Here is a 14,712-nt window from a genome sequence, read left to right as displayed (position 1 = left end):
AAATAATTCAATATTTTAAAGTCTAACATATAACATATATATAAAGTGTTTTACGATCATCAGCAGATAGAAAAAAAGTGGCAGAAATACTGGGAGGAAAATCAAACCTATAAAACCTCTAATAACACAGATAAACCCAAATTTTATGTACTCGATATGTTTCCGTATCCATCCGGAGCAGGTCTTCACGTAGGTCACCCGCTGGGATATATAGCATCGGATATCTATGCAAGATACAAAAGACATCAGGGATTTAATGTTCTTCACCCGGTAGGATATGACAGTTTTGGACTTCCTGCTGAGCAATATGCTATCCAGACAGGACAGCATCCGGCTATTACTACAGAACAAAATATCAACAGATACGAAGAGCAGTTAAGAAAAATCGGATTTTCATTTGACTGGAGCAGAGAAGTAAGAACTTCAGATGCCTCTTACTATAAATGGACACAGTGGATCTTTATCCAGCTGTATCACTCTTGGTATAATAAAAACACCGACAAGGCAGAATCTATTGATTCATTAATCCAGCATTTTGAAGAAAAAGGAACAGAAGGATTAAACGCTAATCAAAACGACGAATTAAATTTCACAGCAGAAGAATGGAAAGTTGCTTCTGATCTTGATAAAGAAGATATCCTGTTAAACTATCGTCTTGCTTACAGAGCAGAAACCACTGTAAACTGGTGTCCTGCATTAGGAACAGTATTGGCAAATGATGAGGTGAAAGATGGTAAATCCGAAAGAGGAGGATTCCCAGTTTTCCAAAAGAAAATGATGCAGTGGAGTATGAGAATTTCTGCTTACTCTGAAAGATTATTACAAGGATTAAATACTTTAGACTGGCCGCAGCCTTTGAAAGATTCTCAGGAATATTGGATTGGGAAATCTCAGGGAGCGCAGGTTCAGTTTCAGGTAGAAGGTCATGATGAGATCGTTGAGGTATTTACTACAAGACCTGATACAATATTTGGAGCAACTTTTATGGTATTAGCTCCGGAAAATCCATTAGTAGAAACTATTACTACCGATGCTCAAAAAGTAGAAGTAGATACTTATATTGAAGAAACTTCCAAAAAAACGGAAAGGGACAGAATGTCTGACGTGAAAAACGTGAGTGGAGCTTTCACAGGAAGTTATGCAATCAATCCGTTCAGCAACGAAAAAATGCCGATCTATATTTCAGACTATGTGTTGATGGGATATGGAACTGGAGCAGTGATGGCTGTTCCGGCACATGATGAACGTGACCACAGATTTGCAAAGAAATTCAATCTTGAAATTAAAAAAGTTGTAGAAACTGAAGAAGACGTTCAGGAAAAATCTTTTGATTCCAAAGACTCAGTTTGCGTAAACTCTGATTTCTTAAACGGATTGAATTATAATGAGGCGAAATCAAAAATAATTTCTGAGATCGAAACTAAAGAAATCGGTCATGGAACAACGAACTATAGACAGCGTGATGCTATTTTCTCAAGACAGCGTTATTGGGGAGAACCTGTTCCTATATATTATAAGGATGGAATGCCATACACGTTACCAACTTCCGCTTTACCATTGGAACTTCCTGAAGTTGAAAAATATTTACCAACAGAAGACGGAGATCCGCCATTAGGAAATGCAAAAGAATTTGCCTGGGATGAAGCTAACCAAAAAGTAGTTGCAACAGATCTTGTTGATGATAAAACTATTTTCCCTTTAGAATTATCTACCATGCCGGGTTGGGCTGGAAGCTCATGGTATTTCCTTAGATATATGGATCCGCAAAATGACGGAGAGTTTTGCGCAAAAGATCTTTCAGACTATTGGGGACAGGTAGACTTATATATTGGAGGAAGTGAGCATGCTACAGGACACTTATTATATTCGCGTTTCTGGAACATGTTCTTAAAAGACAGAGGATATATCAATCACGATGAACCATTCCAAAAATTGATCAACCAGGGGATGATCTTAGGAATGAGTGCATATGTATATAGAATTGATGGAACTAATCAATATGTCTCTAAAAATTTAGCAAAAGATTATCAGACTCAGCAGATCCACGTTGACGTATCCTTATTAAAAGGAACTTCTGACGAATTGGATACTGAAGCCTTCAAAGCTTGGAGACCTGATTATGCCAATGCAGAATTTATCCTGGAAGATGGAAAATACATCACAGGCCGTGAAGTAGAGAAAATGTCCAAGTCAAAATACAACGTAGTAAATCCTGATGATATCTGTGAAGAATACGGAGCAGATGGTTTAAGACTGTATGAAATGTTCTTAGGACCATTGGAGCAATCCAAGCCTTGGAATACTCAGGGATTAAGTGGAGTATATGGTTTCCTTAAAAAATTCTGGAATCTCTATTTCAATGAAGATACATTTGAAGTTTCAGACGAAGAGCCTACAAAAGAAGAATATAAAGTTTTACATACCTTAATAAAGAAGGTCGTATATGATATTGAAAATTTCTCTTTCAATACTTCTGTATCCTCCTTTATGATTGCTGTGAACGAGCTTCAGAAAATAAAATGCAACAAGCGCAATATTTTAGAGCCGCTGGCCGTTATCATTTCTCCGTATGCTCCTCACATCTGTGAAGAACTATGGAGTTTATTAGGACACGATACGTCTATTGAATTTGAACAGTTCCCGGTATTAAATGAAGATTATCTGGTAGAAGATGAAATTCAGTATCCGGTAAGTGTAAATGGTAAAATGAAGTTCAAAATTTCACTTTCAGCTCAATTATCTGCCAAGGAAGTGGAAGATTTGGTGATTTCGAGTGAGAAAATGCAACAGATTTTGGAGGGCAAAACCCCTAAAAAAATCATTGTAGTCCCTCACCGTATTGTGAATATCGTAATTTAAATAAAATTTAACATTGGGAAATTAAAAAAAATGGGTGTCTTATTTTTTTGATTTTTTAACTCAAATGTTAAATTTGGGGAAAATAAATAAAATATTTAAAAATAATTATTATATCGAAATCGTATTAAAATTTCTTTATCAAAAAAAAGCAAAATGTTTAATTAAGACTCTTGCATTTTAATTAATTTTGCCTTTAATTTACACCCTGTAAAATTTTAAAACAATATAATTTAGTTAAATATGGAAATGAATGTTTCAAAAAATGATGAGCAAGTAGTTGCTAGAAAGGCAGGAGGTTTAAATCCAGCTGTTATTATTCCTATTCTATTTATTATAGGAGTATGTATTTATTTATTCGTTCTTGGTAGCCCAGGAAACTTTAAAGACGCAGATAAACTAGGAAGTGGATCTGTAGCCTTTTCAAGTGTTGAAGGAAAAGACATTCACCCAGAATCGTTTTTAGGTATTATCTACAAAGGAGGGGTTATCGTACCAATCTTGATTACTTTCATGATTACTGTAATCGTTTTCTCTTTTGAAAGATATTTCGTTCTTGGTAAAGCTGCTGGAAAAGGAAACTTAGACAACTTCGTTGTACAAGTAAGAAGCTTACTAAACCAAAACAAAATTGACGAAGCTATCGAAGAGTGTGACAGACAACAAGGTTCTGTAGGTAACGTAGTAAAAGAAGGTCTTACTACTTACAAAGCACTTTCTCACGATACTACATTAAATAAGGAGCAGAAAATGGTAGCGCTTAACAAAGCTATCGAAGAAGCTACTACTCTTGAGATGCCAATGCTTGAGAAAAACATGATGATCCTTTCTACTTTAGGTACTGTTGCAACGTTAGTAGCACTACTTGGAACGGTAATCGGGATGATCAAGGCGTTCTTCGCATTAGGTTCAGGAGGTGGTACTCCGGATGCTGCTGCTCTATCTACAGGTATCTCTGAAGCCTTGATCAACACGGCATTAGGTATTGGTACTTCAGCAATCGCTATTATCCTTTATAACTTCTTTACTTCTAAAATTGACGGATTAACTTACAAGATCGATGAGATCTCTATGAGTATCCAACAATCTTTCGCTGAATTCAACTAAGAATTAGCAAGGTATTTGCATTAGCAATTAAAAGAAGTTTAATTAAAAATATTTTATAATAATGGCGAGAGTCAAACCAAAAAGACATGGAGTTATTACGGACATGACGGCAATGTGTGACGTTGCGTTCCTACTCCTTACGTTCTTTATATTGACCACTCAGTTTAAAAAACCTGACGTGGAGCAGATCAAACCGCCATCTTCAATTTCGGAAAAATTACTTCCTGATGCTAGTTTAATGACTATCAACGCTACTCCGGACGGAAAATTCTATTTCCAGCCAGTAGAAAATGCATCAGAAAGACTTGCCCTTTTGGATAAAATGGGACAAAAGTATGGGATTACTTTTGATAACAACCAAAAAGCAGCTTTCCAGAAAATTCAGGCAATTGGAGTTCCAATGAACCAGCTTAAAGGTTACTTGGATATGCCTGCAGATGAGCAGAAAAATTATAAGAGTCCTACAGGTATTCCTATGGACAGTACAAATAAACAATTAATTGATTGGGTAAAAGAAAGTTTGAGCGTTAACCCTGACTACAAGTTAGCTATTAAAGGTGACGTTACTACTCAATATCCTAAAGTTAAAAGTCTATTTGAGGGTTTAAGAGATATTGATTTTCTTAAATTTTGGTTGATTACATCACAAGAAGGTAAACCTAACGAATAATATCGATAGAAATGGCAGAAGTACAAGTACAAGAAAAAGGCGGCAAGGGCGGCAAGGTCCGTTCCAAGAAGCAGAGTACCAGAGTCGATATGACTCCGATGGTGGACTTGGGTTTTCTATTGATTACCTTCTTTATGTTCACAACTACATTCAGTAAACCGAATGTTATGGATTTGGGTCTTCCGGCTAAACCGAAAGATGAAAAACAAAAACCACCTCCAACAGAAATTAAACTTTCTAACTCAATTTCTATTTTATTAGGAAAAGACAACAGAGTATTTTGGCACCAGCAGGATGCAACTTCCTTGAATGACCAGACTCTTATGGAAACTACTCTTGATAGAGAAGGAATTAGAAAAGTAATTCAGCAGGCAAAATCTAGAGCTGCAGATCAAACGAAATTTACCGTGATCATTAAGCCAACCGACGATGCTATATATAAGAACTTTGTTGATATTCTTGACGAAATGGCAATTACCAAAAGTGAGCAGTACGGTGTTACTGATATCAAGCCTTGGGAAAAAGCTATTTATGAGAAAAAAGTAGGAGGTGCTGCTGCACCGGCTGCTGCTACAAAGTAATTTAACCATAAAATTGTTATATCTAATCTATGGCAGATGAAAATGTATACGGTCAGAATCTTACTTTAGATGAGATCGTATTTGAAAATAGAAACAAGGAATATGGTGCCTATGATCTTAGACATCAGTATCCGAGACTTTTAACAAAGTCTTTTATCATCGGAACAGCATTATTCCTTTTGGCCGCTTTGTCTCCGTTCATCTATCTTACGATTAAAAATCTTACAGCTCCACCTAAGCAAGAAGTAAAGGCAGATCTAGTAGATATTATCGAAGAAGATCCGATTATCGAGCAGCCTAAGGAAGAAGAACCACCACCACCTCCTCCTCCAAAAGAAGAAGAGAAAATTGAGGTGATTCAGAACGTAGTTCCTGAGCCTGTAAAAGCTCCGAAAATTGAAACTCCACCACCACCGATCTCTAAGCAGTTGGAAACTACAACTGGTTTACAGAATCAGGAGGGGGTAAAAGCACCGGCTTATACACCACCACCGCCACCACCATCTACAGGTACTAAAGCTAGTACTGTAGAAGTAAAAGCGAACAACCCTAACGAGATCTATAAAGATGTTGACCAGTCTGCAGAATATCCTGGAGGTATGGGAGCATTAAGAAAGTTCTTGGGAGATAACTTCGATACTTCTTTGATGGAAGGAGGTGAAGGAACGCTTAAAGCTAAGCTTAAGTTCGTTGTAGAAAAAGATGGAACTGTTTCTGCAGTTACTATTGAAGAGAAATCTCCAAATGGCGACTTTAACAGTGAAGCTGTACGTGTAGTTAAGAAACTTAAAAAATGGACTCCTGCGAAGAGAAACGGGGAGAGCGTTAGATCTTACTATAGTGTACCATTTACTATGAACTTTGAATAAGACTTATTTATTCAATATATAAATAAAAAGAGAAGCATATGCTTCTCTTTTTATTTTTTTTGGTATTTTTGTTACATGATGTTCAATTGGTTATCCCTGGTTACGGGATTGTTTTATATCGTTTTAGGAATTGTAGTGATTGTCTACAAATTCTTTTTTACTATTTTAGAACCAGCTGTTGCCTATGCATTAGGTGTAGTACTGGTTATCTATGGTATTTTCAGAATTTACAGGGCGATCTCAAGAATTAAAAAATCGAGAAATGAAGAATAGTTTTAAGCTTGCAGTAATTTTTGTTTTAAGCATAATGCTAGCAGGCTGCAAAAAGGAGAAAAATGCTCCTTCTTATCACAAAGGTGATCTTACAATTTTTACTGACGAGTCCTTTCAAAGTGTCACAGAAGCATTGGCTGAGGGCTATATGATCAACTACCCTGAAACCCACATAAAAGTAGAAACCAAAAAAGAAGATTTAGGACTTCTGGATCTTTTGAAAGGAAGTGCTAAAGTAGTGGTAATGTCCAGAAATCTTACTCCTGAAGAAATAAAAACATACGAAGAAAGAACAGACTTAAAGTTTCTTCCTGCTAAATTTGCTGCCGATGCGGTAGTCTTTGTAGTTCCTAAAGATTCTCCAAAAGAAAGTATTTCAATGGAGGAAATCAATAGCGGATTGATGTCTGATAAAAAAGAATTTATCTTCGATGGAACTAACTCAAGTAATCTGAATTTTGTCGCTGAAAAATTAAAAAAACAGCCAAAAGACCTTCAATTTTCCATTATTCCGGGAAATCAGAAGATCATAGAGGAATTAGGAAAATATCCCAATAAAATAGGGGTTGTAGGGCTTAATACTTTTAGCCGTCCTTATGATAAGAATTCTGAAAAACTAAGAAGTATGGTTAAAATTCTTCCTGTTGTAGAAAAAGGGAAACTTTACAATGCAGATTTTGAAGGGCTTCGTACAATGGAGTATCCATTTACAAGAGTTCTTTATTTCTTAATAAACGAAGGTAATTTTAATATTGCCAATGGATTTATTAGATTTTCATGTACTCATTTAGGTCAAAAAATTGTTCAGAAAGAAGGTCTGCAACCTTATAACATCTATAAGAGAGAAGTTCAGATGCGTTAAAAAATATTAAATTCACAATTTAACCTTGTTAAAAATATAAATTTGGTCTGAAAATTGTGTAGAATATAACTCAATTATTAGAAAATATAAAATGAAAGATATAATGAATATGAATGTAAAGAAGATTGCTTTTGGAGCAGCCGTGGTATTTTTTACCGGTTTTGCCTCTGCACAAACACTGCAGGATGGTATCAACAGTATAGACAGTGATAAATTTGCTCAGGCAAAAACGAATTTCACTGAAATGATCGCTAAAGAGCCTACCGCTGAAAACTACTTCTATTTGGGAAATACTTTCTTAAGACAGGGAGAACCAGATTATGCTAAAGCAACTGAAAGCTTCAATAAAGGATTAGCTGCTGATTCAAAAAGCTATCTTAATAAAATCGGTTTAGCTGCTGTTAAATTAGGTAAAGGTGATAAAAGTGCTGTAGCTGAAATTCAGAAAGTAGTGACTGATTCAAGAGAAAAAGATGCTGAAGTTCTGTTCAGAGCTGCAGAAGCTTTAACTTTATTTGAAAAGAACAGTTCACCTGATCTTGCGATTCAGTTTTTGACTAAAGCAATTGAGAAAGCTGAGAAAAAAGGTGTTCCTGCACATTATTATTATACACTGGGAGATGCTTACAGACTAAAAAGAATGCCGGGAGAGGCTATGTCTGCTTATGATAAAGCATTGCCTACAGCTAAAAATAAAGCGTCCGTTTATACAAGAATGGCCACTTTATGGATGGCTGCACAGGTTTGGAAAAATGCAAAAGAAAGTATTGATAAAGCAATTGCTGTAGATCCTACTTATGCTCCTGCATATAAAGCATTAGCTGGTTATGATATCAGATATCAACAGAATGCGAAAGCTACACAAGACCTTATCAACTATACAAAATATGCTGATGAAGATCCATATACTCAATTAGAAATTGCAAAATTATACTTCACAAACGAAGATTATGTAAACTCTAAAACGGTATTAGATAAGATTTTTGATAAAATTGAAGATCCTATTAAATTCAAATTAAGAGCTTACAATGCATATGCAGATAAAAACTATGCTGATGCTAAGCAAAACATGGATACTTTCGTTTCTCAGGCTGAGAAAACAAGAATACAGCCTGCTGACCAAGGTTTACAAGGACTTATTGCTGCAGGTTTAGCAAAAGATGAAAAAGATGCTGCTAAAAAATCAGCTTTAATGGCTGAATCTCAGCAGAAAGTTGCTATCGCAAAAGCTGCAAAAGATGAAACAATGAAGTGGGATCTTGAATTAGCTAACATCGCTGGAGGCGGAGGTGTTTCTCAGTCAGAAGTTGACAAAGGACCTACTAATCCTGAAATTGAAGCATTGAAACAGAAAGTTGCCGCCAACAGTCAGGATTCTGATTCATTATTTAAATTAGCAACGGCTTACCAGGATATTAAAAACTGGAATGGAGCAATCCTTACATGGCAAAAAATGTCAGCATTACTTCCTGATTGGGCACCTGCTTATTACAGCCAGGGATATTCTTATCAGCAGGCAGGAAACAATGATGCAGCAAAAATGGCTTATGAAAAATTCATCAGTACTGTAAAACCTGCTGACCAGGAAGCAAACAAGCAGACTCTTGCTTACGCTTACTTTGCAGTAGCTTACATGAATAAAGATTCTGATCCTGCAAAAGCTAAAGATTATGTAGCTAAGTCTTTACAGTTAGATCCTACTTATCAGGATGCTGTAAAATTAAATGCAGAGATTAATAAGTAATTTAAAATGTAAATTACAGATATTAAAACTTCCCATTCGTAATGTTTGGGAAGTTTTTATTTTAAACTTATCTTTGATTATATGAAAACAGATATACTTGCTTTTGGAGCGCATCCTGATGATGTAGAACTGGGATGTGGCGGAACTATTGCTAAAATGGTTTCGGAGGGTAAAAAATGTGTAGTTGTGGACCTTACAAGGGGCGAACTCGGTACAAGAGGCACAGATGAAACAAGAAAGGCTGAAGCAGCGGATGCTGCTAAAATTTTAGGACTTTCAGCAAGAGAAAATCTTGGAATGAAAGATGGCTTTCTGGTAAATTCTGAAGAATACCAAATGAGGATCGTGAAAATGATTCGCAAATACCGCCCGGAAATCGTGTTAGCCAATGCAATTGATGATAGACATCCTGATCATGCAAAAGGAGCGAAATTAGTATCGGATGCGTGCTTTTTGTCCGGACTGAGAAAAATAGAGACTGTAGAAGAAGGGGAGAATCAGGAGGTGTGGAGACCGAAGCATGTTTTTCATTATATTCAGTGGAAAGATATCAAGCCGGAGTTTGTTATTGACATTTCAGAATTTCTGGATACAAAAATTGCATCATGTATGGCTTATAAAACTCAATTTTACGATCCAGCTTCTAAAGAACCAGAGACTCCGATTACAACAAAAGACTTTTATGAGAGCTTAACTTACCGTGCGCAGGATTTAGGGCGTTTATCGGGAGTTGCTTATGCTGAGGGCTTTACGTCTGAGAAGTTAATTTCTTTGAAAAATTTTGATGGAATTGTTTGGTAGTTGAGGAAAATGTCCTATATTTGCACTCACAAAACGGTGATTGTAGCTCAGTTGGTTAGAGCGTCGGATTGTGGTTCCGAAGGTCGGGGGTTCGAGACCCCTCATTCACCCAAAGAAAGTACACTTTTTTAAAAGTGTACTTTTTTATTTTATGTCTGTTTTGAACTTGACAGGAAGATTCTTTTTGTATTTTCTCTTGAAATCTTTTTAATTATTTACTCATATTTTTCATATCAGGATATTAAAATGGTTCTTTGAAAAATATTCTTAGAGTAGAGATAAAATCTTTTATATTTGATTAACTGAATTAATAGAAATAATTTTCTTTTAAATTATCTCAAAACAAAACTCTTAACATGAAAAAAATCTTTACAATCCTCACCCTGCTATTTGTACTGAAATCTTATGCTCAATCTTACTATAAAAATTTGTTTGATAGCATGCATTATGATACAGATTTAGGTTATTCTAACAGTGGAAATCAGACTGATTTTTCATGGGCAGCATCTGCTCACATGGAAGCATTAGTATTGATGTATGAAAAAACACATGATCCTAAATATGCTAATACTTTAATACAATGTATGGGGAATGTTATTGATAGGAGAGATGATCTTAGAGATCAGCTGCAACCGCCACAAGCAGGCGTAAGTAATATATATGATTACCGAGGAGTTTCTGGTGCTGCATGGTCAACTGATCATTATAATATAACGCAAGGTGATGGAAAAACTTATGCTCATGTGGTACATAGTGCTAATATCACTTATCCAATGGCTAAGTTCGCAGCTATTATTAAAGATGATAGTACAATTCAAAATACATCGTATCAATCAGGAGGGCGCTATCATAATATGACTTTTATCGCCATTGCTGATGACCTTATACAAAAAGTAATCGAAACGCTTCATTATCATGAAGGTCAATGGTTTACTGAATCTGGTAATATAGGTTATTATAAAGAGCGAAATGATAATCCGCCAATAAAATATGGTGGAGCAATTTTACCTTTTAATATGCAAAGTGCAATGGGAAGAGTATTGGTACAGATGTATAGAGCAACACATAATCCGGATTATCTTACACAGCTTAATCAAATTGCTAATTTTATAAAAGCAAATACACTTCTTGATACAAACCTTGGTGCAAATACTTGGGAATATTGGAAAAATCCTATATATATAACAGATGATATTTCCCATGCCGGTTTGACGGTAAGCTTTCCTTATGAGTGTTATAAATATAATATCCCCAATATTTATACAAACTCGGATATACTAGCATATGCCAAAACTTTAACAAAAAATATTTACCAATCTCCATTATTTGTTAATGGTGCTGTAAGTGACAATCAAAAAAATTGGAATGTTAAGACTGATGTTAAAAATGGAACTGCAGGGTATGATAGTTATATTGCTTATAGATGGTTAGCTTTATCAGAATATAGTCCGGAAATATATCAGTTAATAGCTGATTTATATGCGGCTGAAAATTATTATACTAAAATACAAATAGATAATTTATCCTATTTCTCTTCTCTTACAATTGCACTTTTAGCAGCCCATGAAAAGTTAATAGTGCCTACCAACACAAATCATGAATGGGGAACTGGTTCTGATTGGAGAGGAGTTGCAAATGGAAGCTTTTTTGGAACGAATAAAGATGAATTTGCCGTAATCAGAAATTTTGATGGTATGATAAGTATTATGAAACCCCAAGGGAGAAAATTTTATAAGTTTCCCAATAGTAAGGTTTACGGAAATTTATATGATTGGAGAGGGATAGCCGCTGGTGATTTTTTTGGGGATAGTAAAAGTGAAATGATCGCATTGAGTAATCATGCTAATAGTGCAGATAATGGTATTTACGTTTTAAAAATTGAAAATAATGATATCATTGAAAGTGGTAAAATTACAGGCTGGGGTGCGGATTCTGATTGGGCAGGTGTAGCTGCAGGAAACTTTATTAGTGGAGGAAAAGATGATTTTATTGTAGCCAGAAACTATAATACAGAAGTAATTGTATATAAATTTAATGGAACCACTCCACAACCCTTTTATAGTAATGCTCTTAATTTTCCTGCAAATTCTAAAATTGCAGCAATAGCGTCAGGCAATTTGGATAGTGATAATAAAGATGAAATCGCATTACTTGTTAATTCTCCTAATACGGCATATAATGGAATACATGTTTACGATATAGATGATAATGGTGTAATGACAAAGATTGCTGAGCGTACAGGTTGGGGGGCTGCTTCAGAATGGAGAGGATTAGCTATAGGAGATATTGATGCAAATGGGATAGATGAAATTATTGCTCATAGAAACTATGATGGAGAGTATAATGTATACAAATTAAATGGGAGTATTTTAGATGGTATTGGATCAGAAAGCTTTCCTGTAGTACAAACTCAAGATAATGTAATGTGTTTTGGGAACTTTGATTTAAGCTCACAAAATGATGAACTTGTTACTCTTAGAAAAGATGGAGGTATTGTAATGTTTTCTGCTGCAAAAGTTGTCAAAACTCCTCCTAACACTAATAAACGATCAGATCCTTGTCAAGATGAGATTCCGAATGAGCTATTCAGTTTTATAAAATCTTCATCTTTTAGTAAAAAGGATTTTAAAGAAATAGTATCTGTAAAATAAGAAAATCAATAATAAAGAATTTTATACTATAAATTATTCATGATATATTTATAGAAACGGGCTTTAGCCCGTTTTTTTGTGGGTAGCCTAACGGCTTTATTATATCTATTCTAAAACAAGATTGTCGATGAATTGTCTGACTTTAAAGCATAAAAAAAGCATCTTTTTCAGATGCTTGTGTTTTTAGATATTCTTTTTTAAACTTCGTCGTCAGAATCAATTGTGAATGATTTGCTTTTGAAGTCTTTATCATGTTTTTCTGAAATTACATCCTCACCCTTTTCATTAATGATGAAATCTGTGGACTCATTAAACATCTCCTGGAAACTCTTAAAATCTTCCTTGTAAAGGTAAATTTTATGCTTCTCGAATGTAGCTTCCCCATTCTCTCCGAAATTTTTCTTACTCTCAGTGATTGTAAGATAATAATCTCCTGCTTTCGTCTCACGCACATCAAAGAAATAAGTTCTTCTCCCTGCTTTTAACACCTTCGTGAAAATCTCATTTTCATGGCGTTCCTTGTATTCACTCATTGTTAGATATTTTTTAATCTTGTTAAGAACAAATATAAAAGAATTCTTTTAATCACAAAATTTTTTTTATGATTTATTTAACAATTGAGAACGAAATGGCTAAGCGGTTACAGAATTGGCAATTTCCGTAAGGTTGATAATTTGATCGGCTTTTTGAGCGCTAGACTCTCTGTGTGTGATGATTATGGAAGTGGCGTTACTTATTTTTTTATCGATATTTTCCAGAATATTCTGCTCCGTTTCAGTGTCTAAAGCTGACAGTGAATCATCAAAAATGATAATATTCGGGTCTTTAATTAAGGCTCTTGCAATGCAAATTCTTTGTTTTTGTCCCCCCGAAAGCATTACCCCGCGTTCACCTACAAGTGTTTTATATTGCTCTTTAAACTCTATAATATTTTTGTGAACATCTGCAATATTTGAATATTCTACCACTTTCTCATGAGAAGGATGATCAATGGCAAAACCTATATTATTTTCTATAGAATCAGAGAATAAATAACTCTCCTGAGGAATATATCCAATAAAGTTTCTGTAGTTGGTAAGATTATGATCTTTAAGATTTTTACCGTCAATCAGAATCTCTCCTTCGCTGGGGTCTATCAACCTACATAAGAGCAGGGCGATTGTTGATTTTCCGCTTCCTGTTTTACCCATGATAGCCAAAGATTCTCCGGCTTTTATTTTAAAGCTTAAATTATCCAGTGCTTTAATTCCTGTATTAGGATATACATAAGAAACGTTTCTGAATTCTATATCTCCTTTGATAGGGTAGGTTTCAAAATTAGTATTAATGATTTCCGATTTCTTATCCATGAATTCATTGATTCTTTGCATGGATGCTTCTGCTCTCTGGTTCACCGAAGTTACCCATCCAACCATAGAGAAGGGGAAGATCAGGGTGTTGATATACATGAAGAAATCTGCAATTTTACCGATGCTTAATTCTCCAGCAATATATTTGGTACCTCCAATCCAAATGATAGCCACATTCAGAAGGCCGATTACAAAAAGAATAATAGTGAAAAAATAAGCTTCTGTTTTTGCCAGATCCAATGCTTTATTCTGATAATCCGTTACCTTAATTCCGTAGTTTTTTTCAATATATTTTTCTCTTGCGAAGAATTTTACCACGCGGATTCCCGAAAAACTGTCCTGAACAAAAGTTGAAATCGCAGACTGGCTTTTCTGCATGATCTTCGATTTCTTATTAATAATTGAACTTACCTTATAAATAGCAAAAGATAAAATTGGAAGCGGAAGTAAAGTCCACATAGTCATTGAAGCATCCGTCTTTACCATATAAATAGCTGTGATCAGTACAAGGACAATCAAATTAGCCACATACATGACTCCCGGACCAAGATACATTCTCACCGCAACCACATCTTCACTCAATCTGTTCATTAAGTCTCCGATGGTGGTCTGTTTATAATCTGTTAAAGATAAATCCTGGTAATGCCTGTAGATTTTATTTTTAAGCTCATATTCTATCCTTCTGGAAGCTACAATGATGGTCTGTCTCATCATGAAGGTGAAAAATCCGGTCAAAAGAGAACATCCAACAATGATTCCAACATAGATCAAAACCTGTTGATTGAAGCCAAGGTTTCCATTTTTTGTAAGCTCATCTACAGATTTTCCTACAAACTGAACCTTATATATATTAAAGAAATTACTGGCAATGATAAATAGTACCCCCCAAAACAAAAGTATTTTGTGTTTCCAAAAATAGGGGTTTAAGGTTTTTAGCGCTTTCATATAG

At 35.1% G+C, this 14,712-nt stretch carries 12 protein-coding genes and 1 tRNA gene; 11 read left to right on the top strand and 2 right to left on the bottom strand.

Features of this window, described 5'->3' with window-relative positions; all coding sequences use genetic code 11:
• Positions 1-45 precede the first annotated feature (45 nt).
• The 11 genes from leuS (at position 46) to FW780_RS11535 (ending at position 12,414) form a co-directional block, all read left to right on the top strand.
• Complete coding sequence (gene leuS / locus FW780_RS11585; protein WP_149833703.1) at positions 46-2,859, top strand: leucine--tRNA ligase; 2,814 nt, start codon at positions 46-48, stop codon at positions 2,857-2,859.
• A gap of 240 nt (positions 2,860-3,099) precedes the next feature.
• Positions 3,100-3,963: a MotA/TolQ/ExbB proton channel family protein gene (locus FW780_RS11580; protein ID WP_047373530.1), complete on the top strand. Its 864-nt coding sequence runs from the start codon at positions 3,100-3,102 to the stop codon at positions 3,961-3,963.
• Between the two features lie 61 nt (positions 3,964-4,024).
• Complete coding sequence (locus FW780_RS11575) at positions 4,025-4,633, top strand: ExbD/TolR family protein (protein WP_149833702.1); 609 nt, start codon at positions 4,025-4,027, stop codon at positions 4,631-4,633.
• A gap of 11 nt (positions 4,634-4,644) precedes the next feature.
• Entirely contained in the window at positions 4,645-5,214 is a 570-nt protein-coding gene (locus tag FW780_RS11570; protein WP_149833701.1) for an ExbD/TolR family protein, read from the top strand.
• A 29-nt stretch (positions 5,215-5,243) separates the two neighbouring features.
• Positions 5,244-6,083 (top strand): energy transducer TonB, encoded by an 840-nt coding sequence (locus FW780_RS11565; RefSeq protein ID WP_149833700.1) that lies wholly within the window; start codon positions 5,244-5,246, stop codon positions 6,081-6,083.
• A 75-nt stretch (positions 6,084-6,158) separates the two neighbouring features.
• Positions 6,159-6,356, top strand: coding sequence for a DUF308 domain-containing protein (locus FW780_RS11560; RefSeq protein WP_172617109.1), 198 nt, complete (start codon positions 6,159-6,161; stop codon positions 6,354-6,356).
• Positions 6,346-7,218, top strand: a complete 873-nt coding sequence (locus FW780_RS11555; protein ID WP_149833699.1) for a PstS family phosphate ABC transporter substrate-binding protein — start codon at positions 6,346-6,348, stop codon at positions 7,216-7,218. Before FW780_RS11560 ends, FW780_RS11555 begins: the two co-directional genes overlap by 11 nt.
• Positions 7,219-7,309: 91 nt before the next feature.
• The gene (locus FW780_RS11550; protein WP_149833698.1) at positions 7,310-8,962 is read left to right on the top strand and encodes a tetratricopeptide repeat protein; all 1,653 of its coding nucleotides are present in this window, start codon (positions 7,310-7,312) and stop codon (positions 8,960-8,962) included.
• Between the two features lie 81 nt (positions 8,963-9,043).
• Positions 9,044-9,763 (top strand): bacillithiol biosynthesis deacetylase BshB1, encoded by a 720-nt coding sequence (gene bshB1, locus FW780_RS11545; protein ID WP_149833697.1) that lies wholly within the window; start codon positions 9,044-9,046, stop codon positions 9,761-9,763.
• 35 nt (positions 9,764-9,798) lie between these two features.
• A tRNA-His gene (locus FW780_RS11540) sits at positions 9,799-9,874 on the top strand.
• Between the two features lie 245 nt (positions 9,875-10,119).
• Complete coding sequence (locus FW780_RS11535) at positions 10,120-12,414, top strand: VCBS repeat-containing protein (protein WP_149833696.1); 2,295 nt, start codon at positions 10,120-10,122, stop codon at positions 12,412-12,414.
• A 197-nt stretch (positions 12,415-12,611) separates the two neighbouring features.
• Here the strand turns inward: FW780_RS11535 and FW780_RS11530 are convergent, their stop codons facing one another.
• Together FW780_RS11530 and FW780_RS11525 are read right to left on the bottom strand one after the other, a co-directional pair.
• Entirely contained in the window at positions 12,612-12,947 is a 336-nt protein-coding gene (locus FW780_RS11530; protein WP_034701927.1) for a DUF3276 family protein, read from the bottom strand.
• 99 nt (positions 12,948-13,046) lie between these two features.
• On the bottom strand, positions 13,047-14,708 hold the full coding sequence (locus tag FW780_RS11525; protein ID WP_149833695.1) for an ABC transporter ATP-binding protein: 1,662 nt from the start codon (positions 14,706-14,708) through the stop codon (positions 13,047-13,049).
• Between the last annotated feature and the right edge of the window lie 4 nt (positions 14,709-14,712).

This window comes from Chryseobacterium sediminis (assembly GCF_008386505.1).
Taxonomy (GTDB): domain Bacteria; phylum Bacteroidota; class Bacteroidia; order Flavobacteriales; family Weeksellaceae; genus Chryseobacterium; species Chryseobacterium sediminis.
Note: the sequence above shows the minus strand (reverse complement) of the source record. Positions and strands in the feature narration are given on the sequence as shown.